Genomic DNA, 25883 nt, shown 5'->3' with positions numbered 1-25883 from the left:
CGTCAAAGCTTCCATCAGTTCACCACAAACCGGACATTGAAACACCGACACCCATCCCTTCGAGAGACATGTCGCATGCTGTGCACTATCGGTCTTGTTGCCTGACAAATCTGACGAACTCAGTGTACCGTTTTCCGAATCATTTCGCAAGTAGACGAATCACTGCACGACGTTGGCGCAAACGTATGCAGTGATTCATCGAACCTCAGTTGGAGTGAAACATCGCGCCAATTTTCGCGAGATAGCGCATTTGGCTTGCCTCTTTTGCCATATACGCCATTTTCCCATACATTTTATATGATTTAAGAACCTTGCCTACAGCATCTTTGCGACCGAGTGACGCGAGGGATCCCAAAATGTTTGGTTTAAACGGTTCAAGCGCCACACCGCGCAGTTCGTTTGTGATGTTTTTTCCACTCGCAATCCCCATTTGCCACGCTAATTGCGCAGTCGGAGGAAGTGGTCTACCCTCTTCACCCATGACAAAGCAGGCATCTCCAATAATATACACATCAGGATGGCTGACCGATTGCAAATACGCGTTAACTTTCGCGCGACCGCGTGGTTCAGTTTCAAACCCTGCATCCACGACCAGTTGATTCCCGCGCACGCCACCTGTCCAGATCACCGTGTGCGTCTCAACCACCTGCCCCGTTTTGACCGTAACGCGCCCCGGTTCGACCTGGACGATGGCGGCGCCCGTCATAAATCGCACACCGCGCGACGTCAGGCTGTGCTGTGCGGCATCCACAAGATCTTGATCAAACCCTGGGAGAATCCCTGGCGCCGCTTCGATATTGTAGAGTTCAACTTGATCCATTGTAACGCCCGCCTCACGCGCAAACTGCGGCAAAGCGTCAGCGAGTTCTCCTACCAGTTCAATTCCACTAAACCCGGCCCCCCCAACGACGAACCGCAAGAGCGCCGGGTCGCGCTCGTAGAGATAGCGCGCAAAACATGATTCTATGTGTGCGCGAATCAAGCGCGCCTGATTGACTGACTTTAACGTGAATGCGTGTTCCTTCATCCCTGCAATGCCAAAATATTCTGTCTCGCTACCGAGTGCGACGACCAGTTTGTCATACGTGATCGTTCTTCCATCTTGAAGTTCAACCGCGTGTCCATCAGGGGTGATTGCGCTAACCGTGCCTTTGACGATCTCTACGTGTTTTCCGTCAAGCAGCTTTGAGAGCGACAGGCGCAGAGAACGATCCGAGCGCGCCCCAACTGCCGTTTCATGGAGCTGAGTGATCAATTGATGATAGGAGTGTTTATTGATAAGCGTAATCTCAGCGTCGGAAGAAGAAACGTGCTTTCGCAGTTCCAGCGCGCAGAGAAGACCTGCATAACCGCCGCCTAGAATGACGATGTGTTTCATCGGTTTCCTAACCATCCTTCACTTTGTTTATGATTTCACAAATAAATTCATATAAGCATTTGACACACAATTATCATAACAGGAATGCGTATGATGTCAATCCAGTGAACAAGAAAACAAACATGTCACACGCAACTGTATGAGTCTTAAATAACCATCTGTTCTAGTATTCTGAAACGCGAAGATCGTGAAAGAATTCACGAATTGAGCCATTTGCCAATCCTGCTTTAAATCAGTTCAATCGCTGTTTAGATATTGAAATCAGCATGAGGCGTATTATATGATAGACATGCAAGGATCTTGCAAACGAGGGAGTGTATATCATGGCGTTTATCATTACGTCGCCGTGTATCGGTGAAAAAGCAGCCGACTGTGTTGAAACTTGCCCAGTCGATGCGATTCATGAAGGCGAAGATCAATACTACATCGATCCAGATACGTGCATTGACTGCGGCGCGTGCGAAGCGGTATGCCCAGTGGCAGCTATTTTTCAAGAAGATTTCGTACCCGATGAAGAAAAGTCGTTCATTCAAAAGAATGCTGACTTCTTTAAATAATAACGAATGCATAAAAAACCCGTCAATGATTGACGGGTTTTTTAGCGCATAGGACGCAGTCGCTTGTCCTTGCGATTCATAGAGACAAATGCACCAGCGTCTGCCGTGTGAGGAGTGTGTGCATTCTGTGAACTCCCACTGCGTATTCCGCGCCTGTCCGTATACGTCACCTTTGCGATGAATACGCTCGATACCACATAGGCGAATCCAAGAATAGACGAAATGAACAATACGCCACGAACGCCTGGAACGATTGAGAGTGTGACCCAGAGGAGCAGTACCCCGCTCACACGCCCGATTCCGAGGGCGACTTCGCGACTGATGAAGTACTCTGCCCGGCGCACGCTCGAGCGTTCTGACTCATCGATCTCATCCTGAGTGACCGCCGTCAATGGAATCATGACAAATGGAAACAAGAGCGCTGTACTCGCCCCAAAGATCGTTAAAATGATTGGCTTAACCCCGAGAAGAAGTACGCAGGCAAATCCTCCGAGCGCGATACTCGGCACAATCATAAAACGCTTGAGAAAATCGTGCCGTTTCATCCGCCCAATCCATCCATACGATAGCAGCGCGACAATTCCCGTCCACAACCCGTAGTCGCCAACGCCCGCCTCTGTTTTTGACGAGAAAAAAACGAGTATTGGGATGACGAATGCATAGACGCCTTCTCGCAATCCAAAGCTCACCGTTGCAAACCAAACCCTTCGCCAGTCCGGATCGCGCGCAAAGCAAAATCCTTCCGCAAACTCCGTGCGGCGACGCGGGCCATGCTTCAAGCGAAAAGACTGCACAAAAAGAATGACAAAAAGCGTAAACGTACAGCCGAAAACCAGTGAATATCCAGTCAGTTTGGCAGAATTCGCAATGATAAGACCCGCTGCAAACGGTGTAAGCATACCGACGAGCGATGTGAAAAAACCGGATACCGCGTGAAAATCGGTTCGCGAGTCTGAGCGCGTACAATCAAATGAAGCGACATGAAACGCATACCAGTAGAATCCCTGACCAAGACCAAACAACAAACCAAGCCATGCAGCGTGATGCGCAGCCACTTTGCCCGCAAGGAGTAGAACTGCAAAAAAGATGGATACAGCGATAATTCCAATGCGTAAAAGTGTCGGTTCCTTGATCTGATGCGCCAAAAATCCACAAAAGATAAAAGCGAGGGGGATTCCCACATCAAGGAACCCATTGAACAAGAGCAGTGGTAAAAGTGAACGATCGACCCGCCATAAGTAAACATTGATAAATGTCGCGGAGAGGCCTAACCCTGCAATAAAGAGCGTATTTGATCCAACCAGTCGCCGCGCATCTGTCGAGAGTCGTTTTAAAAAAAAGAAGCGCAGGATATCCCCTCCTTTCTTTCGTATCACGTAGCTTGCCTAATGCACGACAAGTCATACGCGCTAGAAAAAGGGATATCCTGCGCCAATACGTTTTTTACCCTACGACAAAGAAACTATAGATTAACACGAGTCCACCCAATCCAACGCAATAGTATCCAAATGGACGGAGCGCCTTAATTTCGTGTGTTTTAAAGTAGCGCATTAAGAACCAAACACTCGCGTATGCAGCAATCCCGGCAACCAAGCCGCCGAGCAGCCCCATTGTGAGCATGGTGTGGTTATTGTGGAGCTTCGGCAGTTCTTTGACAGCTGCACCAAGGATGACGGGTGTTGCGAGGAGGAAACTAAGACGTGCCGCCGCTTCGTAGCGAAGACCGTACATCAATCCGCCAATCATCGTCATGGCAGAGCGAGAAAATCCCGGAATCAATGCAAGAGACTCCAGTACACCGATGACCAGAATTTCTTTGAAATTAAGATCATCCATGTTGCGGTTGCCTTTTCGCTTTAACAGTCGATCGCCCAGGATGAGAATGATGCCGTTTACGATGAGAAAAATCATTGCGACGCGCGGTGTGGCAAACAAACTCGCAAACTTTTTCGCACCGAGCCCGCCAATAATCACTGCAGGAATGGTACCAACAACAAGCAAGATAAACTCTTTGCGCGCGATGCGTTGTCGCTTGGCAACAACAGAAGACTTACTGTCTTTCGCAAAGAGAGCGATAAGAAACGTGAGCCAGTCGCGAAAAAAGTAGATGAGCAGCGCCACAGCCGTACCTACATGAAGCAAGACGAGGTAGGGTAAAAACGCTGGATTCGCCTGAACGTTTGGCCAATGAAGGAGATACGGAAGAAGAACTCCGTGGCCGACACTACTGATCGGGAAGAGTTCTGTGATCCCCTGAATAAGAGCAAAAATCAGGGTCTGCGATACATGCATTGAATAGGAACCTCCCAGTCGGATCATTCTAACGCGAAGATTGTACCACAAGAAGACAGGTTTCGTCCGCATACGGTACGAAACCTGTCTCTCAATGTCGACGATCCACACAACCTTTAACAATTCTTTACATATTTCGTCGGTACTGGCCACCGACCACGTAGAGCGCTTCCGTAATTTGACCGAGACTAGCCACTTTCACCGTCTCCATCAGCTCTGCAAACAAGTTTCCACCCTCAAGCGCAGTTTGTTTGAGGCGATCAAGCGCATCCAAGACCGCACCGCGGTGTCGCTCTTGAAACGCGCGAAGATGATCGATCTGCAATTGTTTCTCTTCAGGCGTCGCCCTCGCAAGCGGGATGTCTTTCACCATCGATTCGCCACTTGGACGCAAAAATGTATTAACCCCAACAATCGGCAAGGCTCCTGAGTGCTTTTGCATTTCGTACTCCAGCGACTCTTCCTGTATTTTTCCTCGTTGGTACTGTGTCTCCATGGCGCCAAGAACGCCGCCGCGGTCATTTATTCTCAGAAATTCAGCGAGCACCGCCTCTTCCACGAGATCGGTCAGTTGTTCGACGAGATACGAGCCTTGCAGCGGGTTCTCATTCATCGTGAGCCCGAACTCGCGGTTGATGATCATCTGAATCGCCATCGCTCGCCGCACACTCTCTTCTGTGGGGGTGGTGATCGCTTCATCGTAAGCGTTTGTGTGCAGCGAATTGCAATTGTCATAAATGGCAAGAAGCGCCTGAAGCGTCGTTCGGATATCGTTAAAATCGATTTCCTGCGCGTGCAGCGACCTCCCGGACGTCTGAATGTGATATTTAAGCTTTTGACTGCGTTCCGATCCACCGTAGAGATCGCGCATGGCAATTGCCCAGATACGACGCGCGACACGCCCCATGACGGTGTATTCAGGATCCATCCCATTGCTGAAGAAAAAGGAGAGATTTGCCGCAAAGTCATCAATCTTCATACCGCGACTCAGATAATACTCCACATACGTGAAGGCGTTGGACAGCGTAAACGCGAGTTGGGAAATCGGATTGGCTCCTGCCTCTGCGATGTGATAACCGCTGATTGATACAGAATAGTAGTTAGTAATAGCATGATCCACAAAATACTGTTGTATATCCCCCATCATCCGAAGCGCAAAATCGGTGGAAAAAATGCACGTATTCTGACCTTGATCCTCTTTCAAAATGTCCGCTTGAACCGTGCCCCGTACGTGACGCAGTGTCGCCCATTTCAGCTCTTCTTTTTCAAGTTCCGTAGGCTGACGACCTTCGCGTTGCTCAAACACTGCCTCCTGCTGTCGAATCGCCGTGTTAAAAAACATAGCGAGCAGAATCGGGGCAGGTCCGTTGATCGTCATCGAAACGGAGGTGGACGGATGCGTCAAGTCAAAACCGTCAAAGAGCTGGTCCATATCATCGAGCGTACAGACGCTCACGCCACTCTCACCAATTTTTCCATAGATATCAGGACGCTCAGCGGGATCCTCACCATAGAGCGTCACGCTGTCAAACGCGGTCGACAGCCGCTTGGCAGTGTCATTCTGAGAGAGGTAGTGGAACCGACGATTCGTTCGCTCAGGCGTCCCTTCACCCGCAAATTGGCGGCGCGGTTCTTCCTCTGTTCGCTTCAGCGGAAAAACGCCTGCCGTAAATGGAAATGCCCCTGGCACATTCTCCGCACGCAAAAAGCGCACCCAATCCCCGTAGTCGCGAAAAGACGGAAGCGCCACTTTAGGGATGCGCGTGTTAGAGAGCGAGCGCACAAACAGCGGTGTGCGAATCTCGCGTTCGCGAATGATCGTCACGTACTCATCTTGAGTATATCGCTCCAAAAGCGAGGGGATCTCTTCAATTTGCGTCACAAGCTGGCGAGGAAGCGTGTCGCGCAGTGCTTCGCTTTGTCCCTCTAGAACGCGAATCGCCGCATCATCGAGCAGATGGCCAAGGCGCTTTCGCGCACCTTCAATCTGAAACCATGCGGTTGCCGCATCTGCAAACTTCTCGGTGTTCGCCTTGTACTGTTTGATCGTTTTGACCACGTCAAACAAATAAGCCTGACGATCCGTCGAAAGGATGGCGTGCCGAGACATCGTGTTCACCGTCACTCGGTCCTTGACGGTAAACGATGCGTCAAAGCGGACGGCAATTTCATCCGTCAAGTCATAGAACAGCTTCTGGACGCCTTCATCACGGTATGAGCTCGCCATGGTCCCATACACAGGTAGCGACTCTAGGTCACGCTCAAACCACCCGCGATTGCGCTGCAACTGCTTTCGCACATCACGCAAAGCGTCCATCGATCCGCGACGGTCAAATTTGTTGATCGCGATAAAATCGGCATAATCGAGCATGTCAATTTTTTCGAGCTGTGAGGGCGCTCCAAATTCTGATGTCATCACATAGATGCTTATGTCACAAAGCGAGACGATGGCGGCGTCCCCTTGTCCAATGCCGCTCGTTTCAACGAGAATGATGTCAAATTGGGCAGCGCGGCACACGTCAATGGCGTCACTGAGCGCGAGCGAGATCTCAGAGTTTGAGGTGCGTGTAGCAAAGGATCGCATATACACGTTCGGATGATCGATCGCGTTCATACGAATGCGGTCCCCAAGAAGTGCTCCACCTGTTTTTTGGCGCGTAGGGTCCACCGACAGAATGGCGATCCTCTTTGACGGAAAATAGGTAAGAAAGCGTCGTGTCAGTTCATCGGTCAAGGAACTTTTACCGGAACCCCCTGTGCCGGTTAGGCCAACCACCGGAATACGCGCCGAATCATCCTGCGCATCTTCCTTTCTGATTTTTGACAGGAGGGATTTAAACACTGCGCCTGACACGCGATCTTCGACTTGTGTGATCCATTCTGCTACATCTTGATGATTCCAGACCAGATTTCCAGAAGCGCCTTCTTCCACCCATTTTAGCGCGCGATGACGCGGAGTATCGTGGTCGCTGATACGAATCATCTCATTGATCATCCCCTGAAGCCCAAGCATCCTTCCGTCTTCAGGGGAATAAATGCGCGCGACGCCATAGTCGTGCAATGCATCGATCTCACGCTTAACGATCACGCCGCCGCCGCCGCCAAAAACATGGATATGGGAGGCGCCAAGCGAGTTTAAAAGATCGATCATGTAGCGAAAGTATTCAACGTGTCCTCCTTGATAGGAGCTGATGGCAATCGCTTGAGCATCCTCTTCAATCGCCGCTTTCACGACATCCGCCACCGACCGATTGTGTCCGAGATGGATCACTTCAACTCCGCTTGCCTGTAGAATCCTGCGCATGATATTAATGGAAGCATCATGTCCGTCAAACAGGCTTGAGGCTGTCACGAAGCGCACATGGTGTTTCGGAAAATACGGCTTTTCATTCATGGTCTGCATCTCCACAGCGAATCTCTCCTCGCTTCTCGTCGAGTCAACTCACGCGACCTAACAGTAGGTCGATACGACCCCAACTGTGACGACACCTATGTCGCCGAACACAGTTCCCGCATGATGAGTGAAGTTTGTGTTTCAGTGAAAGTATCCAACGTATACGAGCGATGAATCGACCATCTGCGAAACGCCCACATCTGTCCGAGCACTGTGATGTTGTGTGCCATCAGCATCACAAGCTCACGCGCGAGTGTAAATGAACCATCCTCAATGCCGCGCTGCAAAAGTTTTGCAAAATAGTCGCTAATGCCTTGTTCACGAGCCAGCACCGCACGCATGTAGTCTTTTGGCAACGAGCGCGTCTCTTGATAAATCAAAACAACGAGATCTTGCACGTCATCAATCGCATGAAAGAAATTTTTCAGAAGACCCGGAAACGCTTCGGCCATGGTCATTCCGTTCGGCGTTGTTGCATGAAGTTTTACCTCCACTTGTGAGTGAATCATGTCACACACCAAAAGGAGGATGTCTTCTTTGGATCCGATGTACTCATAAAGCGTACCCGTACCCAACCCACTTTCCCTGGCAATTTCGCGCGTCGTTGTGCGGTGATATCCCTTTTTTAAGAAAAGCGTAGTCGCCGCATTGACAATCTGTTCCCGCCGCACTCGAACTAACTCGAGATCCTTTACGGGCGTGGCAATTTTATGAATGGACACTGTACCAACTCCCGAGAATAAGGTTCTTGAGCGAGCGCTCAGTCAAATCTATTCTAGCACACAAGGAGAAGGCTGAGTACAGATGACGAAGTTTCATAGCCAAAACGCGTGTTTATGCGCCGAGTGTTTGTTTCGCTTTCATAAGCAGCGGTTGAATTTTTTCCAACGCCTCTTCCTGGATCCCGATATCCACATACAGATCAGATGCATCCGTCCACGATTTGGCGCGCTGCTCTAAGCGATCGAGCGCCTCTTTTATTTCGACGAGAGGACCACTGCACTCGTCAAGCCAGTGAACCACTTGCTTTATCTCATCAGGACGCTCAAGTGCGGCAAACTCAGCCTCCGTCCGCAATTTGATCGAGAGTGACAGCAGATCTGACACGTGACGCTTTACTTTTCTTATGCGAAACGAAAAATCACCTTTACGCCTGCGCAGCGAAAAGAGATAGATGACGACCGCTATGACAATGAGAAATCCGATCAGCTTGATCAACACCATACACTCCTAAATTTCATTTTCAGATTTGGCTGTTTAACTCTCGCCATTCTTGGCAAGTCTATAGCTAACGTCATAAACTAGGAGAGAGATGTATGAGACGGATCATCGGGTGGATCGCGTCTGTCGCAATGATGACACAGGCGAATACCTCACTTCAAACTTCGCAGATTCACACGCACACGCAACCAACTGCCGTGATTGTATACCGCATTCAACCAGGCAATACACTCCAAACGATCGCAAAGCGCTTTAAAACGTCTGTCGAGACACTTGTGAAGCTGAATCGGATCAATCATCCTAATCTCATTCAAACAGGACAACAGTTACAGATTCCGCAAACGCTTCCCTTCGCGCCGTCTGGCACGCGAGCCATTGTGAGCACATTAACAGCATACACAGATGGCTTTGCATCCACCGGAAAGCACCCAGGAACCCCGTCATACGGAGTGACTGCCACAGGTGACACGACCATTCAAGGAATTACGGTCGCTGTCGACCCAAATGTGATCCCATACGGCTCCGTTCTCTACATCCCAGGTGTAGGGTTTCGCATCGCTGACGATACGGGAGGCGCCATTACAGGCACTCACATTGATGTATTTTTTCGCAGCGAAAACACCGCGCTTCAATTTGGACGAAAAAGAAACCAGATTGTTTATGTCCTTCCTTACTCCATGCGTTCGATGATGAAAGGAATTCTTCGCGCCAATGCACACCCATACATGCATGGTCACGCGTATGACAGACGTATTATACAACGTACCTATGCGCGACATAAACGTGCAGTCACTTTTTTTACTTCACACACTCACCCGTTACACAATCACCACATGGTTCTCCCCGCGCATTCGCCGCGCCTCTTCCACGCGCCAAACATTCTTGACGCGGCGGATATCATTCTCATTCAATCTGTCTGGCGTCCCGCTTTCCTTTCTGCAGAGCATGTCATCTAACCCATTCTCACTCGTAAAAGCCCGCGGCGTCAGAAACGCTGCGGGCTTTTGTCCTCCGTCTATCCTATTCACTTACATCGTTTATGCGAGATAGCGTCCCGCCTCGATCGTTTCTTTTGCTATCGCGCGTTTAAGCGCCACTGTATTTTTAGGTGTGTATCGAGTCAATTTTTTCAGGAGGGTGAGCGCCGTCTTTAGAGCATCCCCCTCTTCCATGGCAGCCAGTGTGTCGCGTGCAATAGCCTCAACACGTGGGAACGTCTCTGCCACAAAAAGTTTCACATAATTTGCCTGTAACGCTGCGCGGGCTCCGCCATTTACCGCCGTTTTTTTCGCGCGAAGCAATGCGCTCTCCATCGAATAGAGTGCAATGCCGAGATCTGCAAGATTCGCCAGTACCTCTTGTTCGCGATCAAGCGCTTGCCCGTATTTCTGCACGGCCATTCCGCCAACCATCAAAAAAATCTTCCTGGTCATCTTTGTTGCATACGTTTCTGCGCCAAGTTCAACATCCTCATCAGGCAGTTCCAGCGTCGACATCATCTCGCCTTGTACTTTCGTCGCAGCCTGTAAGAGCGCAACTTCACCTTTCAGAGCTTTTCGCATAAGCGTCCCCGGAACGAGCAAGCGATTAATCTCATTTGTTCCCTCAAAAATTCGATTGATACGAGAATCGCGATACATCCGCTCGATCGGATAATCCTGGATAAAACCGGCACCTCCGTGAATCTGGACCCCTTCATCAACGACGAAATCGAGAACCTCTGAGCCAAACACTTTGTTGATCGAACACTCAATCGCAAACTCCTCAATCGCTTTTGCAGCGACGCGTCCAGCGTCCGCGCCCGTCAGGTCAGACGCCGAGAGTGCCGCGTCAATTGCGCCCGTCGTGCGATAGGCGATCGATTCCGCAACAAACGTTCGCGCTGCCATATCCGAAATTTTCCCACCAATCAATGGGAATGATGCGATTGGCCGTTTAAACTGCTCCCGTGTCTTGGCGTATGCGACAGCCGTTTGAAGCGCCTCCTTACTTCCGCCGACGCAGCCAACCGCCAATTTATAGCGTCCGATGTTTAGAATGTTAAAAGCGATCACATGCCCTTTACCCACTTCACCCAGTAAATTTTCAACTGGAACGTGAACATCTTCAAGAATTAGGGGGCGCGTCGACGACGCTTTGATTCCCATCTTCTTCTCTTCAAGGCCAGTGCTAACACCAGGATAATTGCGCTCCACGATAAAAGCTGAAAACTTGTCACCATCGATTTTTGCGTAGACGACAAACAAATCAGCGAACGCTGAGTTCGTAATATACTGCTTTTGGCCGTTTAAAATGTAATGCTTGCCGTCATCAGACAGCCTTGCAGTGGTTCGCGCGCCGAGTGCATCCGAGCCAGACCCCGGCTCCGTTAACGCATACGCAGCAAATTTTTTGCCCGCAGCCAAGTCAGGAAGATATTTTTTCTTCTGTTCATCCGTGCCAAAATATACAATGGGAAGTGTCCCAATCCCTACATGCGCACCGTGTGAAAGTGCAAATGAACCGCCGCGCGTCATATACTCGCCGATCAGCGAAGAGCTCACCTTGTCTAATCCCAACCCATCGAAGCTCTCCGGAACATCCGCCGCCAGCAAACCAAGTTCCCCTGCCTTTTGCAAGAGCCTTTTCGTAAGTTCCCAATCTTGGTGCTCAAGTTGTTCACTGACTGGTACGACCTCCCCGTTCACAAAATCAGCTGTCGTTTTTGCGATCATGCGATGCTCATCGCTAAAATCTTCAGGCGTGAACAACAGGTTATAGTCACTTTCTTCCACAAAGAACGCTGCGCCAATTTCTCTTTTATTTGTCTCTTCCATGTTCAATTCTCCTCCCACATTCTCCACAGTTTCAAGCGCATCCAATTACACTCTCTCAATGACGCCAGCCGCCCCCATGCCACCGCCGATACACATCGTGACAAGTCCATAACGCTTTTTCTGACGCTTTAGCTCCTCAAGTAAATCGACGGTTTGTCGCGTACCTGTACAGCCGAGCGGATGTCCGATCGCAATCGCGCCGCCATTCACATTCACAATCTCTTCATTCATCCCGAGTGCGCGAATCACCTGTACAGCCTGTGCGGCAAATGCTTCATTCAATTCAATCAAATCAATCTCTGCAAGCGATAATCCCGCCTTCTCAAGCGCTTTAGGAACAGCCGCGACGGGTCCAACCCCCATGATATCCGGGTCGACGCCAGCTACCGCGAAGGAGCGGAATACACCAATCGGATTTAACCCTTCCCGCGCCGCGCGCTTCGCTGACATCATAAGCACAGCCGCCGCTCCGTCACTCGTCTGCGACGAGTTTCCCGCAGTTACCGATCCATTTAACGAAAAGGCCGGCTTCAACTTGGCAAGCGCATCAAGCGTCGTCTCTCTGCGGATTCCCTCATCACGTGAGAACGTGAAGGAGCGGGTTGCCGTTCGCCCATCCTCGTCCGTCTCTTGTACCGAGACCTGTAACGGGACAATCTGTGCGTCAAGTTTCCCTTCATCATTGGCGGCCGCCGCCAAACGATGACTCCGCAGCGCAAATGCATCCTGATCTTCCCGAGAGACGCCAAAACGCCGGGCTACTTCTTCTGCCGTATGACCCATAGAGATGTAAGCGTCAGGGAAGTTTTCTGCCAGATATGGATTGGGCGATAGATTATACCCGCCCATCGGCAAACGACTCATGCTCTCTACGCCACCTGCCACGACCGCATCATACGTTCCTGCCAAAATACCTTGCGCCGCAAGTGCAATCGATTGAAGACCAGAACTGCAAAAACGATTGATCGTCATCCCCGCCACATTAGTCGGAAGCCCCGCGCGAAGTCCAACGATACGCGCCATATTCATTCCTTGCTCAGCTTCCGGTGTGGCGCACCCCAAAATTATATCTTCAATCTCTGCCGGGTCGAATGCGACTCGAGAGAGCATTTCCTTCAATACTGCCGACCCAAACTCATCCGGTCGCGTATGCCGCAGGGATCCCCTGCCCGAGCGGCCAATCGCACTGCGCGCTCCCGCAACAATAACTGCCTCATTCACGCGAATTCCTCCTCTTCCAAAAATCTCTAATTGCGAAGCGGTTTACCGGTCTGCAGCATATGCTGCATCCGCGCTTGAGTTTTGGCCTCTCCCAGCAGTGACAAGAATGCTTCCCGCTCTAAATCGAGCAGCGACTGTTCAGACATAAGCGTGCCAGACTGAACCTGCCCCCCTGTTAAAACACGGATCAACTGTTTGGCCACTTTCTCATCATGATCTGAAATGTAGCCACTTCGCTTCATTCCATATACGCCTACGGTAAGTGCTGCCGCCCCATTCTCACCCGCCACGCGAACGTGAGCAGGTTTTTTAGGGACAAATTCAATGGCTAATTCAAGCGCGCGCTGCTTTGCATCAGACAAGAGAAAATCCTGTCCAACCGTGACACGATCACGCTCCGTTAGAAAACCGAGCGACTTTGCGTCGAGCGCGGATGACGAAACTTTGGCAAGCGCAATCGTCTCAAACGCTTTCTGTACAAACGGAAGCAGTGGGACATCCGGAAGATCGGGCACGTTTTCCATCACGCGCATCAACAATTCCTTGTTTCCGCCACCGCCCGGGATCAAACCGATCCCTGTCTCAACAAGCCCGAGGTACGTTTCACCCGCCGCTTGAATCGCAGAACCTGAAAGCGCTATTTCTGCGCCGCCTCCAAGTGTCAGCCCGTATGGCGCGACGACGACGGGGCGTTTCATAAACTTCATGCGCGATGTCGCATTCTGAAACTGCCGGATTGCCAGATCGATCTCATCCCAGTTTTCGTCCTGCGCCTCCGCCAACATCATCATGATATTGGCACCCACACAAAAATTAGTCGCATTAGCCCCGATGACCAGTGCGCGATAATTTTTTTCTACTTCGTCAGCGGAGCGCATCATCATAGAAACCATATCTCCGCCAATCGCCTGTTTTAAAGAGTGAAAGTGCAGGCAAGCCACGTCATCCCCAAGATCAAGCAGCGTCGCGCCCTGATTGCTGAAAATTTCCCGCCCTTGCGCTTTTAGTGCAGCAAGATTAACGTGTACCCCCTGTTCTAGCTTTTGATATCCTGTGCGAGTATGAAAGGATGTGACACCGTTGTCTCTCAGATAAAAGGACTGCCCCTTTTCGGCCATTTCGAGAACAAACGACGGGACATTTTCTCCTTCATCTGTCATTCGTTTTACCGAATGCGCAAGTCCGAGCGCGTCCCATGTTTCAAAAGGTCCAAACTCCCAGTTAAAGCCCCACTTCATGGCGTTGTCAATCGCTGCGATATCGTCTGCAATAACACCTACGAGAGAGGCGCTATAAATCAGTACTTGTTTCAGCACACTCCAGATAAAGGACGCTGCCTTATCCTTTCCATAAGCAAGCGCGCAGAGCTTTTCTGACAAGGTTGCTGCAGTTTTCGCAGCGTCAAACGAAGCGGAGCGAAGTTTCCGTCGCGCGCGATAGGATAGATCGGAAAGCTCAATGGCGAGAATCTCTGTTCCATTCGCTCCTCTTTGTTTTTTAAAAAAACCTTGACCGCTTTTGTCGCCGAGATATCCTTTTGCGACCATTTCTAAGAGTGCAGTAGGAACGGTAAATACGTCACGCTCGCGTTCATCTGTAGAGTTTTCCAATACGTTTTTCGCAACGTGAACAAACGTATCCAAGCCAACAAGATCGAGCGTGCGAAATGTGGCGCTTTTAGGGCGCCCCATCACTGGTCCTGTCAACGTGTCAACTTCATCGACGCCAAACCCTGTCTTTGCCATCTCTCTTAGTGTCACAAGCAAACCGAACGTTCCGATGCGGTTCGCGATAAAATTCGGCGTGTCTTTCGCAATGACCACGCCCTTTCCCAAAACACGCGAGCAGAATGTCTCCATCGCCGCTACGACAGCTGGGTCGGTGTTCGCAGTTGGGATCAACTCAATAAGTTTCATATAGCGGGGGGGATTGAAAAAATGCGTGCCGAGGAAGTTCTTCTGGAAATCCGCAGAAAGTTCAGCCGCCATTGCTTCTATGGACACGCCAGACGTATTTGAACTGACGACCGAACCCTGCCTTCGAAATGCGTCAACGCGCTCTAAAACCTGTTTTTTTATTGCCAGATTTTCAACAACAACTTCAATGATCCAGTCACACTCTTCAATACGCTTAAAGTCATCTTCAAAATTTCCTGTTTCTATGTGCTTCACCTGCTCCTTCGTATAGAGAGGCGCCGGTTTTGCTTTGAGTAGATTGGCGAGGGCTCGATCGGCATAGCGATTCCTTACACGTTTATCCGAGAGTGAAAGCCCTTTCTTTTCCTCTTCAGGAAGCAACGCTGCAGGCACAATATCGAGAAGAAGACTCGGTATTCCAACGTTTGCAAGATGACCCGCGATGGCCGCTCCCATGACTCCAGAGCCAAGCACTGCGGCGCGTTTAATCGATATCATTCCAATCAACCTCCTTGCTCTTGCGTCTATCATAGCAGAGGATCATCATTTTGAATATGATTTTTTGACTGATCGGTCAATGTTTTCGAGTGCCTGTCATCTTAACTAGCGATTTCCGTGCATTTCACATAAATAAGATAAACCGGAAATTTATCACTTCACCAAATCGCGTGAATGCTGAGCTGCGAATCGCTCCTGCAATAGGTGTGTCAGCTCAAACTCGTCAACGTTTCCGTTTTTGATCAGCGCTTCATCCACCTGCCGAATCGGCACAATTTCTGCAATCGTGCTCATTGTAAACGCTTCGTCAGCCTCCTTTAGCTCCTTTACCGTGAAAGCTTTCTCAACGACTGAAATGCCGATTTCGCGCGCCAGTTCCAACACGACATGTCGCGTTACACCGTGAAGTATCGCCTGATTCGCCGGGTGTGTATAAAGGGTTCTGTCGCGCAGGATCGCAATGTTGCTGCTCGTTCCTTCCGTAACCAGCCCATCGCGAACAAAGATTGCGTCGTTAAAACCAGCATCGAGCGCGCGCTGTTTCATCAATACGTTTGGTAACAGATTGAGCGATTTTATGTAGCACCATGACCAGCGAATATCTTCTGTCGTCATGACACGCTGTCCGAGGCGGCGCAAAGCGGTCGTCTTTTCAGTAAACACGGGTCTTATTGTCATGGTGAGACGTGCAGGTGCATCAGGAAAAGGATGGTCACGGCGCGCCGCGCCCCGCGATACTTGGATGTAGAGTGCCGCCTCTTTACATTCACTCGCCAAACGCGCTTTTTCTATCAACTCCATGATCTTTGACATCTCATACGGAAGTGTAAGCGCGACTGCCTGAGCACTCCTCTCTAACCGTTTCATATGCTCTTCCAATTTAAAAAATGTGCCTTGATAGATGCGAATAACCTCATAAATTCCATCGCCAAATTGATGTGCGCGATCTTCGAGCGGAACCATAGCTTTCTCAATCGGCAAAAACCTTTCGCCGTCAAACGCAATACCGTCACGATAATCATCTGCCATAGAGTTATTCTCTCCCGTTTGCTATGATCAGTCTGAATCCATATTAGAGGCGTAGATGAATTGCGCCAAGACGAGGTGAACGAAGGTTGGAGTCATGCATTTTCTGTAAAATTGCCCGCCGAGAACTTCCATCAACCATCCTCTATGAGAATGAGTACGTCATGGCTTTTGAAGACATCTCAAAAATGGCGCCGACACATGTCTTGATTATACCAAAAAAGCATCTGCAATCCGTTCTAGAGCTAGATCCAACGGACGGAAATCTGCTTTCTGCGCTTCAGGAGGCAGTCATCGCTGTGGCAAAGAAAACGGGCGTGTATGAAACCGGGTTTCGCGTGATTACGAATGTTTTAGAAGAGGCGGGTCAGACTGTATTCCACTTGCATTATCACATTCTGGGTGGCAGAAAGCTCGAAGTTTCGCTAGGTTAGACAGGAAGGCGTTACGCGTTTCGACCACGCATAATCTCAAAATTTAGAGCGATTCGGCGTGGTCGTACCTCACTTGTGATCAATTTGCAAATATCCCGAATACCCCTGTTCCTTTTTTCCGCCCGTATCTGAATAGAACTCGAAACGCCCAGCCTTGTCGGGCACAAATGAAACGTACGTCTTTTCCTTCGGCTGCAGGTTTTGAGTAAACAAAAAGTATTTTGGCAGTACGAAATTATGGACGTGGTCGGTTTGATTCACAATATCGATGCGAATCGGACCATTACCCGTAGCTCGTAGTTCATTGGGGACAAATCCTTTTGCCGTAATCGCCACATGAAACTCTTCTGCGTGCGTTACCGTCGCAAAACATGTACTCCCGCAAATTGTACATACCGCCAGCAGTTGGAATAGCGCCGCACGAATGTAGCATCACCCTTTCAGAAAGCGTTCGCAAATTTCTAATTCCCTTTTTGTTTGACGCTGACGCAATAATGCGCAGGAGAGTTCTGACCCCTTTTTGGGCTTCCTCTCTAAGAGTTCCCTTTACCCGGTTGCCTATTACAACATCAAAGAAACCCCCAATGCAACGAGTGTACCTACGCTTGCCCCAGCCAATAGATCACTCGGATAGTGCAAAAGCGTAAAGACGCGAGAGGTAGCCAGCCCAACTGCGATCACATAGAGAAATGGAGCGAGGGGCGAGAGATGAAAGGCAAGATACCCAGCTAGTGCGAATGCCCCTCCTGCGTGATTCGAAGGAAACGACGGATCCTGTTCATCCTTTTTCACAAAAGGAATCATTCCGCGCTTGACAAAGGGTCTCACTCTGCCAACTCTCACGGCGAGCGCATCGATTAAAAACTTCGTGCAAACCGCTGAAAACATGGCTCCAAAAACTTCAGGAATCACAGAGAGATCCGAAAAGACAAAGATTCTCCACACTATAAAAAGGATCATCACGGAAACCATGAACCATGCGCCAGTGCGGGCAAGTAGACGCATCCATAAAAACAAAGCACGCTGCTGCGCGTGGATGCCAATCACCCAATCCACGATAAAATGGTCTATCTTAATCCACGAATCTACCCATGTTTTTTGTTTGTACACATGAAATTTTCCCATGGATCTCATCATAGCGTATTCACCGTCTATGAACTACTCCCACCCGAAAACGTTCTCTTCTAAAGCTGTTTAACCGTTTCCATAACTGCTCGAACGATACGCGGATGTCGAGACATCTCCTCCGCGGCCCCACTGTGTGTTAAAGTCGCTCGCGACGGTGGCCCCCATACGCGGTACCTGTATCAGTTCTAGATCTCCTTCGTGATTGACAGAAAAGCCGTGGTAGGAGAAATTTGACGAACCAACAAAGAGTACACTCCCATGATCGACATTCACAATTTTGGCGTGAAGATACTCCCCTTGATAAGGAGCGTAATACTTGACAGAAATACCTGCGCGAGCGAGACGCGCCGCACTGCGGTGATTGTACCCCTGTTTCGCGTCTAGTAGAACACGAACAGTGACACCGCGCGCCGCAGCCGTTTCCAGCGCCGTGATAAACGACCTGCTTGTCAACGCAAACGCCTCTACATCGACCGTGCGTTTTGCGCCAGAGATTGCTTCAAGCACTGCTGGTTCAATCTGGCTGTCATAAAGCAGCGGCAGAGGGTACGCGACACTTGCTTCTGGCCAGCCATTGGCGCGCGCGTCATCTTGCTGAAAGAGCCCTTCAAACCCATTCTCAGCGTGTGAAATATAAACAGAAGCGTCGTGGTTTTCCCAACTCCATGGTCCAAAATTCATCCCCCCCATCAACGCGTGCAGGCCTGTTGAATTTTCAGTGACGAGCGATTTGATGTGGGATATTCCACCCGAAATGGCGAGAAGGCTCACCGGAATGTGATACTTGCGAAGAAATGGTAGCGCTATCGTCTGCGAGTGAGGTTCTGTCGCATCAAGAATTACCCTGACGTCGACACCTCTTTGCTTCGCCTTCCGCAGGCTGGCGAGAATATCTTGATCGCCAAGTTCATACATCGTGAGATGACAAAACACGGTACTCGCTTGAATCATCTGCAATGCTTCTGACTTGATTTCCGGTCCCCAAAGAAGGGTCATACCTTGCTCCACCGTCGCAGCGGGCACGGCCGGATCGCTGGTGAGCCCTATCGGATCACACCCTGTCACCAAAATGACTGCGGCAAAGACTGACGCGCCGACCCTTCTTTGCAGTGCTTTGCACCGCGGCGCGCGCCACTGTGGCGTAGATCGTATCATTCCTAAAACCCCTTCCCGTAACCTACTCGCCCGCGAACAGCGAAGAGGTTCAATTGCACAGATTAGATTCATTCACTCCATATCTGTTATCGACGTGTGCGCCAGATCCTTTTTCGCATAGGCGTATCAACAGCATTCTTTGTGTAATACTGCTCACAATTCCCCAAAACAAAAAACCCGAGGAAATCCTCGGGCCAACCATCTGAAAAATCGGCAGTTTCCACAGATTACATCAGCAATCAGCGCTGAATGACATACGCTCCGTTGCCCTTTACATCTTGATCATAAATAGGTTGAATCACGTTTGCGCGCATGGAAAGCCATGCGCCTGATGTGCGAACATACGCAAAATCGCCCATGCACAGCGCCGCAGCCATGGCGGTCACAGCGTGCGCATCCCAATCATTTTGCACATTTTGGCCAAAAAACTGACCCGTCGCATTGGTCATGGCGGCAGTTTGAATCGAACCGACTGAAATAAATGCTGCCATCAGGGTCCCTGCCAACTCGGTGAAAAGTTATCTTTTACATCTTGATCATTGATTGGCTGCAACACCGCGGCTGGCGTATTCGATACAATCCCCGCGTTGTTCATCAAATCATAATTGCCCATCGTAAATCCAGCGCCCATCTGTAGCGGCGCGTGTGAATCCCAGGCATTTTGAACGTTTTGTCCATAAAAAAACCCGACATCGTTCGCAACGGAGGCGACTTGAAAGGCACCCACACTCACAAAAGCGGCCATTCCGAACCTCCTCACAACTCGTCATGAGGTTACAGTATGCCGCGCGTAGCGTCAGCGTGAACGCATGCGCTCCTGTTCAATGACTCCCGACATATAGCGAATCAACTCATCGCGCATATCGATGCGCGTCAGGGCTAGCCCAATGGTCGCTTGTAGGAAACCCAGTTTGTCGCCAATGTCAAAGCGCATTCCATCAATCACACAGGCGTGCATGCCTTCACGCAACATCTGCTGCTTCAACGCATCGGTAAGCTGTATCTCGCCCTGTTTTCCCGGCGGCAGCGTCTGTAAAATCGAAAAAATACTCGCGTTGACAACGTATCGTCCAACGATGGCGAGATTCGATGGAGATTCATCGGGTGACGGTTTTTCAATCACATCCGACAGCGTGTACTGTACGCCATCTGTCGAAAGACCTGCGATGATTCCGTAGCTTGATACGCGTTCGTGTGGCACCTCTTGCACACCTACCACAGATGTGCCCGTACGCTCAAACACAGAGAGCAACTGGGCGAGTCCCGGCGTCGTCGAGTGAATGATGTCATCCCCAAGCATGATTGCAAACGGTTCTTCGCCGACAAACGAGCGCGCCATTGAGACCGCGTGTCCGAGCCCTCTTGGCTCCGGTTGACGAATGTAGTGGATGTTTGCGAGGTCAGAGATCCGTTTGACCTCTTCTAAAACAACGCGTTTCTCATGCTCAGCCAAGTGAGCCTCAAGCTCCAACGAGCGATCAAAATGATCCTCGATCGCGCGTTTTGATTTGCCAGTTACGATGAGAATATCCTCAATGCCAGCTGCTACAGCCTCTTCGACAATGTATTGAATCGCCGGTTTATCGACCAACGGAAGCATCTCTTTCGGTTGCGCCTTGGTGGCAGGCAAAAAGCGCGTTCCGAGTCCAGCGGCGGGAATCACCGCTTTGCGAACACATTTCATTTAAATATCACTCCTATTCGAGCCAATTGCGTCCAATATTTTTCGTCATTTTTTCAACATACGCCTGCTGAAGATCAATGTCTGTATAGTTCGCAAGCTTCGCAATAAACGCCAAACAATCCGCCAACTCTTCTCGCAAGTGGTCATGTGCACCTTGACGAACAGCGTCATCCGTCGCGTGCAAAAGTCTGCGAACCTCTTTAGCGACTTCCCCGACTTCTTCGACAAGCAGCATGACATTCGTCGGCAAATCCTCTGAAAATCCTTTTTCACGGTCTAGCCATCTGTGGAACGCTTGACAATCCGAGAGTGTAGGTGTCTGCTTGAGCACGGTCCCACCCTTCCTTCGCCTGACATTGTGGTACGATAGTCAAAATTCGGCACGAGGTGATTGACCATGACGAAACCCCTTCGCGAAATGAACCGCGCTGAACTGCTCGAAGAAATGGAGCGCTTGAAGCGCGCCGGAGAACTCGCCTATCGAGAAGGAAATCTGAGCGAGTATGGTGTTTTAGAGTCGCGCTACTTCCTCACGCGTTCCTATGCGACCGATCCGAAGGACATTGAACTCGGCAGCACATACGGGATTGAGAATGAAGCGGTGCTCTTTGTGCCAAAACGATTCAACGGCGTATTTGTCTACGGTTTTGCGCTTGGATCTTCAGAAGAAGTGGGATATCCAATGGGCAAACTCGTCCCAATCACGTTTCCACGCACGCCATAAGCGAAGAGACTTTCCGTAGCGATTACGAAAAGTATAGCACAATTTGTCATTTCTCCCCGATTGTGCATGCGCTGCGCGACAATGTGTTATGAGCGAACCAAGCCGCGCAGCACAAAACCGACATTGGCGGGACGCTCAGCGAGACGACGCATGAAATAGCCGTACCAGTCTGTCCCAAATGGAACGTAGATGCGCATACCGTATCCTTGTGTGACAAGGGATTGCGCGAGTCCTGTACGGATGCCATAAAGCATCTGAAACTCGAACAAATCCCGGGAAATACCCTCCTGTTCGACAAACCGTTTTGCCCACTCAATCAATGTGTCATCGTGCGTCGCAATGGCTGTGCGATTCCCAAGCCTCAGCGACTGCGACACGAGTCGTTTATAGTTTTCATCTACATCCCGTTTTTCAGGATAGGCGACCTCTTTTGGCTCTTTATACGCCCCTTTTACAATGCGAAGCGGTATCCCCAGTCCCGCGAGGTGCGCCACATCATCAGCCGCCCGATAGAGATACGACTGCATGACGGTTCCCACATTGTCGAATCGTTCACGCACTCTGTGAAGGAGTTCGAGCGTAACGTCACAGCGCGTGTGATCTTCCATATCAATGCGCACAAATCGGTTTACTTCTTTAGCTGCAGTCAGAATTCGCTGTACGTTTTCGAAGCATAACTCTTTATCAATATCGAGACCCAACTGGGTCAATTTGATCGATAAGTTGGCGTCCACCTGCGCCCGATCCATCGCGTACAGTGTTTCAACACAGTGGTCACAAGACGCCTCCGCCTCTGCTTTATCCAGCACAAACTCGCCCAGGTGATCGAGCGTAACACGCATTCCAGACGCGTTCAATTGCTGCACCCGCGCGATGGCTGTGGCGATCGTTTCGCCTGCGACAAAACGCTGCGCCCCAAAGCGCAATCCAAATTGCTTAGCCAGTTGATTGGCATTTTTATTTTTTGAGAGGGAGAGGAGAACCTGGCGCATCAATTCTTCCATAAGGACCGATCCTTTCTTAACAATCATCAATTAGGCAGAAGGTGTGGTTAGTTGCGGTAAAACGCGATCAGGCGACAAAGGATCCGGGAGTGCGTGCGTAGACACATCCTGCTCTTCGTACGCTTCAAGATACTCGACAACTTGACGCGTAATCGAAGTCGGCGTAGACGCGCCCGAGGTGATCGCAACCGTTTTAATGCCATGCAGCCATGCGCGATCCAATTCCTGGACACTCGCAATGCGATGCGCTGGAACACCGGCAATCTCCCGCGCTACCTGTGCCAAACGCGCGCTGTTGTTACTCCTTGGATCGCCGACAACAATGCAAAGATCCGCCTGAGGCGCTTGTTCAGCCACCGCGTTTTGGCGCAAGCTCGTCGCATCGCAGATCTCATTGCAAACTTCTGCCTCGGGAAAGCGAGCAAGGAGAGCTTCGACAAGTTCTGCTGTGTCCCACTGGGACATCGTCGTCTGGTTGGTTACGAGCAGCTTCCGTCCACCGTCTTGCATACCATATTCTTCTGGAAGCGCATCCACCTCAGCGATCGTCTCGACAACGCGCACATGATCAGGCGCAACGCCGACTGCGCCTTCTGGTTCTGGATGGCCATGCTTGCCGATATAGACAACCCGGTACCCATCCTTTATACGCGCTTCTATCAAGCGATGCGTTCTGGTCACGTCTGGGCACGTCGCATCGATCACATAGAGTCCTTTTTCTTTAGCCCGCTCGCGTACAGCATTGGAGACGCCGTGCGCGGTTAAAATCACCGTGCCGTGATCAACCTTTTCAAGAATCTCCAGGCGATTTATTCCATCAAGCGTGATGACGCCGAGCTTTTCATATGCCTCCACCACATGCTGATTGTGAACAATCATACCCAGAATATAGATAGGACGCGGCAATTCCGGCTGTGCCGCCGCGCGCGCAGCGATGGTCATCGCATCGACGACGCCGTAACAATAGCCGCGCGGAGTAATTTTAATGACTTTCATAAAAATCCCTCACAGTTCAACCGTCATGGTCGTACCCACGCCAAGCGTGCTCTGTGCATAAATTTTCCCCTCGTGCGCCGCGATGATCGCCGCACAGATCGAGAGCCCAAGTCCTGCTCCGCCAGGGTTTCGCTCACGCGCTTCAGACGCCCGAAAAAAGCGATCAAAGATGCGCTCAAGATGCGCCGGGTCAATTCCCGGGCCATTGTCTGACACCTCTAAGATCGCGCCCTCCGCGCCGCGCGGCGAGACAGTGACGTGAATTTCACCAGTCTGAACGTGCGTATAGTGCAATGCGTTCATAATCAAATTATAGATCACTTGCTGAAGAAGTGACGGATCACACGCAACACGACAAGGCGTTAAATGAAAAAACATTTTCTGCCCTTTCGAGAGAATCTCATACTGAATTTGATGCTCAGCTACAAATTCGGCTAAATCAATCACACAGCGATTGAGCTTGAAATGTTCATCAAGACGCGCCAATTGCAAAAGGTCGCTCACCAGTTCTTCCAAGCGCGTCGTTTCATTTTGCATGGACGCAACTGCGTGCCGAATCTCTGCGAGCTGTTCATCGCGGCTAAACGCCTCTTCAAGCAGCGGTCGCAACCTCCTCGGCGCCGCGTTTAGCGCGATTTCACGCGCCACACTCGTATTCTCGCGATAGGTGTCAAGCCGCCGCAAAAGCACCTCGCTGAAACCTTTAAGCGAGGTGAGCGGCGTGCGCAATTCGTGTGACGCAGACGAGACAAATCGCTTCATGCGCTGTGTAATTTCCTTCTCCTGGCGAACAGACTCTTGGAGTTGATCGAGCCCTTCATTAATCATGACTGCCAGTTGTTCCGTCTCGCGCGTGCCCATCACGGGTAGGCGCTCCGCGACTGCGCCCGAGCGAATGCGGGACGCCGTCGCCAAAAGGCGATGGAGCGGTGCGAGTGCCGACTCGACGACTGGCAAAAGCGAGATCGCCGCAAAGATGAGGAGCAGAACACTCGCCGTAAAGTAGAGTGCCATCCCACGCCAGATAAATGGATACAGAATTTGGTCTCGATAGGCGATTTGCAGATAACCTGCCGGCTGCGCTCGCGTCCCAAGCGGTGCGTAGACCTGAATGGACCCATGCGAAAGCAGGATACGCAAATTTTTAAAGCGCCCATATGGCGTGTCTTCTGAACCCCAGACGCCATTCGCAATCTGCGTAGTCATCGGTTGCAGAGGCATCGGATCATACGCCGCCATCTGTTTACCAATCAATCTCAAATGGGCGTCATAGACTGCCACATTCACCGCGCGCGAACTGAGCATATGAAGCAGTTGCGGAGCGATGCTGTGAAGATTCTCAGGTGTGATTTTCTGGTGATAGAGCGCATCACGCAGATTGAATACGAGCGTTGTCTCACCCGCAATAATCAGCGTACTGCGCAATGTCTGCACCTGAATAATCCCGATAATCAGAAGGATGCTGACAACGACCCACACGTAGCGCGAGTAGAGTGAACGCCTGATCGTGTGCGCCGATTGTGACCGAAGCGTCCTCTTACTGAACTTCCACACGATAGCCGACACCTCGAACGGTCCGAATGAGCTGTCGTTTCGTATCGTTCAATTTGTGTCTCAAATAGCGAATGTAAACCTCAAGAATGTTGTCTTCCCCGTGAAAATCCTGTCCCCACACGCACTGCATGATTTCTTCGCGCGACCGTGCGACACCCGGTTTTTCAAGCAGGAGTTCAAGCAGGCTAAACTCTGTTCGCGAGAGCCCGAGCGCGCGACCCTCATAGCGTATCAGGCGCTGCACCTTATCGATTTCAAATTTTCCAATGCGATGAACCGACGTCAGCTCTGGAAATTGACCGCGCAAGCGCGCCTCAATCCGCGCCTTGAGTTCGACGAACGCAAACGGTTTGACCACATAGTCATCCGCACCTGAACTAAGGCCCCGCACACGGTCGTCTACCTCTTCTTTGGCGGTCAGCATGATGATCGAGACGCGCGACCGCTCTTTCATGAGCCGACAGACCTCAAATCCGTCCATCCCTGGTAGCATGATATCTAGGAGAACGATGTGAGGACGAAAGATTTCGAGCACTTGCAGCGCCTCTTCACCGTCAGACGCAGTCGCCACGTCAAACCCTTCATCGCGCAAGCCAAACAGGAGAAAATCCTGAATTCCCCGCTCATCATCGACAATCAGAATGCGCCCCGGGCGCGACGTTTCCTGGCTTGTTGGAAGCACCACTTCGCGACGCACCTTAACGTCGCGAATCGGAACAATCATCCTCGTGTCATTCATGCTAAATCTTCCCTCCCGAAACCCTAGCATGCTATAATCGTTGTGTACTATACTTCGTATCCTACCACACCTCACACGAATGCGATATGGATAGCCTTTACACCCTTTTATGTGACCAGGATTGCTCTTTGATCCACCGCTTTTTA

General features: G+C 50.6%; 25 protein-coding genes. 4 read left to right on the top strand and 21 right to left on the bottom strand.

Annotated elements, in window-relative coordinates; all coding sequences use genetic code 11:
- Positions 1-205: 205 nt before the first annotated feature.
- The gene (locus AYW79_RS00480) at positions 206-1378 is read right to left on the bottom strand and encodes an NAD(P)/FAD-dependent oxidoreductase (protein WP_067560467.1); all 1173 of its coding nucleotides are present in this window, start codon (positions 1376-1378) and stop codon (positions 206-208) included.
- Between the two features lie 323 nt (positions 1379-1701).
- On the opposite strand from AYW79_RS00480, the gene AYW79_RS00475 reads away from it, so the two are divergent.
- Positions 1702-1935 carry an indolepyruvate ferredoxin oxidoreductase subunit alpha gene (locus tag AYW79_RS00475; protein WP_067560466.1) on the top strand — a complete coding sequence of 78 codons (234 nt, stop codon included), beginning with the start codon at positions 1702-1704 and terminating at the stop codon, positions 1933-1935.
- A 41-nt stretch (positions 1936-1976) separates the two neighbouring features.
- Here AYW79_RS00475 and AYW79_RS00470 read toward each other — a convergent pair whose 3' ends face one another.
- From AYW79_RS00470 to AYW79_RS00450, 5 genes are all read right to left on the bottom strand, one after another.
- Complete coding sequence (locus tag AYW79_RS00470; protein WP_067560465.1) at positions 1977-3311, bottom strand: MFS transporter; 1335 nt, start codon at positions 3309-3311, stop codon at positions 1977-1979.
- A gap of 67 nt (positions 3312-3378) precedes the next feature.
- Positions 3379-4227, bottom strand: coding sequence for an undecaprenyl-diphosphate phosphatase (locus AYW79_RS00465; protein WP_067560464.1), 849 nt, complete (start codon positions 4225-4227; stop codon positions 3379-3381).
- Between the two features lie 127 nt (positions 4228-4354).
- Complete coding sequence (icmF, locus tag AYW79_RS00460; RefSeq protein ID WP_067560516.1) at positions 4355-7621, bottom strand: fused isobutyryl-CoA mutase/GTPase IcmF; 3267 nt, start codon at positions 7619-7621, stop codon at positions 4355-4357.
- Between the two features lie 95 nt (positions 7622-7716).
- Complete coding sequence (locus AYW79_RS00455; protein ID WP_067560463.1) at positions 7717-8343, bottom strand: TetR/AcrR family transcriptional regulator; 627 nt, start codon at positions 8341-8343, stop codon at positions 7717-7719.
- A gap of 112 nt (positions 8344-8455) precedes the next feature.
- A complete protein-coding gene (locus AYW79_RS00450; RefSeq protein WP_156481818.1) occupies positions 8456-8839 on the bottom strand; it encodes a hypothetical protein in 384 nt (127 codons plus the stop codon).
- 98 nt (positions 8840-8937) lie between these two features.
- Between AYW79_RS00450 and AYW79_RS16230 the strand changes: the two genes are divergently transcribed.
- Positions 8938-9798, top strand: coding sequence for a 3D domain-containing protein (locus tag AYW79_RS16230; RefSeq protein ID WP_067560461.1), 861 nt, complete (start codon positions 8938-8940; stop codon positions 9796-9798).
- Between the two features lie 81 nt (positions 9799-9879).
- Here the strand turns inward: AYW79_RS16230 and AYW79_RS00440 are convergent, their stop codons facing one another.
- From AYW79_RS00440 to AYW79_RS00425, 4 genes are all read right to left on the bottom strand, one after another.
- Entirely contained in the window at positions 9880-11658 is a 1779-nt protein-coding gene (locus AYW79_RS00440) for an acyl-CoA dehydrogenase family protein (RefSeq protein ID WP_067560515.1), read from the bottom strand.
- Between the two features lie 45 nt (positions 11659-11703).
- Positions 11704-12879, bottom strand: coding sequence for an acetyl-CoA C-acyltransferase (locus AYW79_RS00435; RefSeq protein ID WP_067560460.1), 1176 nt, complete (start codon positions 12877-12879; stop codon positions 11704-11706).
- Between the two features lie 26 nt (positions 12880-12905).
- Positions 12906-15293 (bottom strand): 3-hydroxyacyl-CoA dehydrogenase/enoyl-CoA hydratase family protein, encoded by a 2388-nt coding sequence (locus AYW79_RS00430; protein WP_067560459.1) that lies wholly within the window; start codon positions 15291-15293, stop codon positions 12906-12908.
- 153 nt (positions 15294-15446) lie between these two features.
- Entirely contained in the window at positions 15447-16322 is an 876-nt protein-coding gene (locus AYW79_RS00425; RefSeq protein ID WP_067560458.1) for an aminotransferase class IV, read from the bottom strand.
- A gap of 86 nt (positions 16323-16408) precedes the next feature.
- Here AYW79_RS00425 and AYW79_RS00420 point away from each other — a divergent pair, with 86 nt between their 5' ends.
- On the top strand, positions 16409-16753 hold the full coding sequence (locus AYW79_RS00420) for a histidine triad nucleotide-binding protein (RefSeq protein WP_067560457.1): 345 nt from the start codon (positions 16409-16411) through the stop codon (positions 16751-16753).
- A 69-nt stretch (positions 16754-16822) separates the two neighbouring features.
- Here AYW79_RS00420 and AYW79_RS00415 read toward each other — a convergent pair whose 3' ends face one another.
- The 7 genes from AYW79_RS00415 to AYW79_RS00385 form a co-directional block, all read right to left on the bottom strand.
- A complete protein-coding gene (locus AYW79_RS00415) occupies positions 16823-17155 on the bottom strand; it encodes a cupredoxin domain-containing protein (protein WP_269449052.1) in 333 nt (110 codons plus the stop codon).
- A 159-nt stretch (positions 17156-17314) separates the two neighbouring features.
- The gene (locus AYW79_RS00410) at positions 17315-17878 is read right to left on the bottom strand and encodes a phosphatase PAP2 family protein (protein WP_197467704.1); all 564 of its coding nucleotides are present in this window, start codon (positions 17876-17878) and stop codon (positions 17315-17317) included.
- 69 nt (positions 17879-17947) lie between these two features.
- Positions 17948-19036: a phospholipase D-like domain-containing protein gene (locus AYW79_RS00405; protein ID WP_067560454.1), complete on the bottom strand. Its 1089-nt coding sequence runs from the start codon at positions 19034-19036 to the stop codon at positions 17948-17950.
- Between the two features lie 239 nt (positions 19037-19275).
- A complete protein-coding gene (locus AYW79_RS00400) occupies positions 19276-19527 on the bottom strand; it encodes a hypothetical protein (protein ID WP_067560453.1) in 252 nt (83 codons plus the stop codon).
- Entirely contained in the window at positions 19527-19781 is a 255-nt protein-coding gene (locus AYW79_RS00395) for a hypothetical protein (protein ID WP_067560452.1), read from the bottom strand. Before AYW79_RS00395 ends, AYW79_RS00400 begins: the two co-directional genes overlap by 1 nt.
- 51 nt (positions 19782-19832) lie before the next feature.
- Complete coding sequence (gene galU, locus AYW79_RS00390; RefSeq protein ID WP_067560451.1) at positions 19833-20720, bottom strand: UTP--glucose-1-phosphate uridylyltransferase GalU; 888 nt, start codon at positions 20718-20720, stop codon at positions 19833-19835.
- Between the two features lie 13 nt (positions 20721-20733).
- Positions 20734-21051: a MazG nucleotide pyrophosphohydrolase domain-containing protein gene (locus AYW79_RS00385; protein WP_067560450.1), complete on the bottom strand. Its 318-nt coding sequence runs from the start codon at positions 21049-21051 to the stop codon at positions 20734-20736.
- Between the two features lie 66 nt (positions 21052-21117).
- Between AYW79_RS00385 and AYW79_RS00380 the strand changes: the two genes are divergently transcribed.
- Positions 21118-21444: a DUF1811 family protein gene (locus AYW79_RS00380; protein ID WP_067560449.1), complete on the top strand. Its 327-nt coding sequence runs from the start codon at positions 21118-21120 to the stop codon at positions 21442-21444.
- Positions 21445-21530: 86 nt separating this feature from the next.
- Here the strand turns inward: AYW79_RS00380 and AYW79_RS00375 are convergent, their stop codons facing one another.
- Genes AYW79_RS00375 through AYW79_RS00360 form a run of 4 tightly spaced genes read right to left on the bottom strand, consistent with a single transcriptional unit; the run spans position 21531 to position 25737 of the window.
- The gene (locus tag AYW79_RS00375; protein WP_067560448.1) at positions 21531-22448 is read right to left on the bottom strand and encodes a proline dehydrogenase family protein; all 918 of its coding nucleotides are present in this window, start codon (positions 22446-22448) and stop codon (positions 21531-21533) included.
- Between the two features lie 30 nt (positions 22449-22478).
- Positions 22479-23444 carry a 4-hydroxy-3-methylbut-2-enyl diphosphate reductase gene (locus AYW79_RS00370; protein WP_067560447.1) on the bottom strand — a complete coding sequence of 322 codons (966 nt, stop codon included), beginning with the start codon at positions 23442-23444 and terminating at the stop codon, positions 22479-22481.
- A 9-nt stretch (positions 23445-23453) separates the two neighbouring features.
- Positions 23454-24998, bottom strand: coding sequence for a sensor histidine kinase (locus AYW79_RS00365; protein WP_067560446.1), 1545 nt, complete (start codon positions 24996-24998; stop codon positions 23454-23456).
- A complete protein-coding gene (locus tag AYW79_RS00360) occupies positions 24982-25737 on the bottom strand; it encodes a response regulator transcription factor (RefSeq protein WP_231877808.1) in 756 nt (251 codons plus the stop codon). The genes AYW79_RS00365 and AYW79_RS00360 overlap by 17 nt, the downstream gene beginning before the upstream one ends.
- Positions 25738-25883: the final 146 nt, after the last annotated feature.

Source organism: Ferroacidibacillus organovorans, assembly GCF_001642725.1.
Lineage (GTDB): Bacteria > Bacillota > Bacilli > Alicyclobacillales > SLC66 > Ferroacidibacillus > Ferroacidibacillus organovorans.
Note: the sequence above shows the minus strand (reverse complement) of the source record. Positions and strands in the feature narration are given on the sequence as shown.

What these genes read in the sequence shown, in the direction of transcription:
- AYW79_RS00480 (WP_067560467.1), bottom strand. Translation starts at nt 1,378, where the DNA reads ATGAAACACATCGTCATTCTAGGCGGCGGTTATGCAGGTCTTCTCTGC.
- AYW79_RS00475 (WP_067560466.1), top strand. Translation starts at nt 1,702, where the DNA reads ATGGCGTTTATCATTACGTCGCCGTGTATCGGTGAAAAAGCAGCCGAC.
- AYW79_RS00465 (WP_067560464.1), bottom strand. Translation starts at nt 4,227, where the DNA reads ATGCATGTATCGCAGACCCTGATTTTTGCTCTTATTCAGGGGATCACA.
- icmF (WP_067560516.1), bottom strand. Translation starts at nt 7,621, where the DNA reads ATGAATGAAAAGCCGTATTTTCCGAAACACCATGTGCGCTTCGTGACA.
- AYW79_RS16230 (WP_067560461.1), top strand. Translation starts at nt 8,938, where the DNA reads ATGAGACGGATCATCGGGTGGATCGCGTCTGTCGCAATGATGACACAG.
- AYW79_RS00440 (WP_067560515.1), bottom strand. Translation starts at nt 11,658, where the DNA reads ATGGAAGAGACAAATAAAAGAGAAATTGGCGCAGCGTTCTTTGTGGAA.
- AYW79_RS00430 (WP_067560459.1), bottom strand. Translation starts at nt 15,293, where the DNA reads ATGATATCGATTAAACGCGCCGCAGTGCTTGGCTCTGGAGTCATGGGA.
- AYW79_RS00425 (WP_067560458.1), bottom strand. Translation starts at nt 16,322, where the DNA reads ATGGCAGATGATTATCGTGACGGTATTGCGTTTGACGGCGAAAGGTTT.
- AYW79_RS00410 (WP_197467704.1), bottom strand. Translation starts at nt 17,878, where the DNA reads ATGGGAAAATTTCATGTGTACAAACAAAAAACATGGGTAGATTCGTGG.
- AYW79_RS00405 (WP_067560454.1), bottom strand. Translation starts at nt 19,036, where the DNA reads ATGATACGATCTACGCCACAGTGGCGCGCGCCGCGGTGCAAAGCACTG.
- AYW79_RS00400 (WP_067560453.1), bottom strand. Translation starts at nt 19,527, where the DNA reads ATGGCAGCATTTATTTCAGTCGGTTCGATTCAAACTGCCGCCATGACC.
- AYW79_RS00395 (WP_067560452.1), bottom strand. Translation starts at nt 19,781, where the DNA reads ATGGCCGCTTTTGTGAGTGTGGGTGCCTTTCAAGTCGCCTCCGTTGCG.
- galU (WP_067560451.1), bottom strand. Translation starts at nt 20,720, where the DNA reads ATGAAATGTGTTCGCAAAGCGGTGATTCCCGCCGCTGGACTCGGAACG.
- AYW79_RS00380 (WP_067560449.1), top strand. Translation starts at nt 21,118, where the DNA reads ATGACGAAACCCCTTCGCGAAATGAACCGCGCTGAACTGCTCGAAGAA.
- AYW79_RS00375 (WP_067560448.1), bottom strand. Translation starts at nt 22,448, where the DNA reads ATGGAAGAATTGATGCGCCAGGTTCTCCTCTCCCTCTCAAAAAATAAA.
- AYW79_RS00370 (WP_067560447.1), bottom strand. Translation starts at nt 23,444, where the DNA reads ATGAAAGTCATTAAAATTACTCCGCGCGGCTATTGTTACGGCGTCGTC.
- AYW79_RS00360 (WP_231877808.1), bottom strand. Translation starts at nt 25,737, where the DNA reads ATGAATGACACGAGGATGATTGTTCCGATTCGCGACGTTAAGGTGCGT.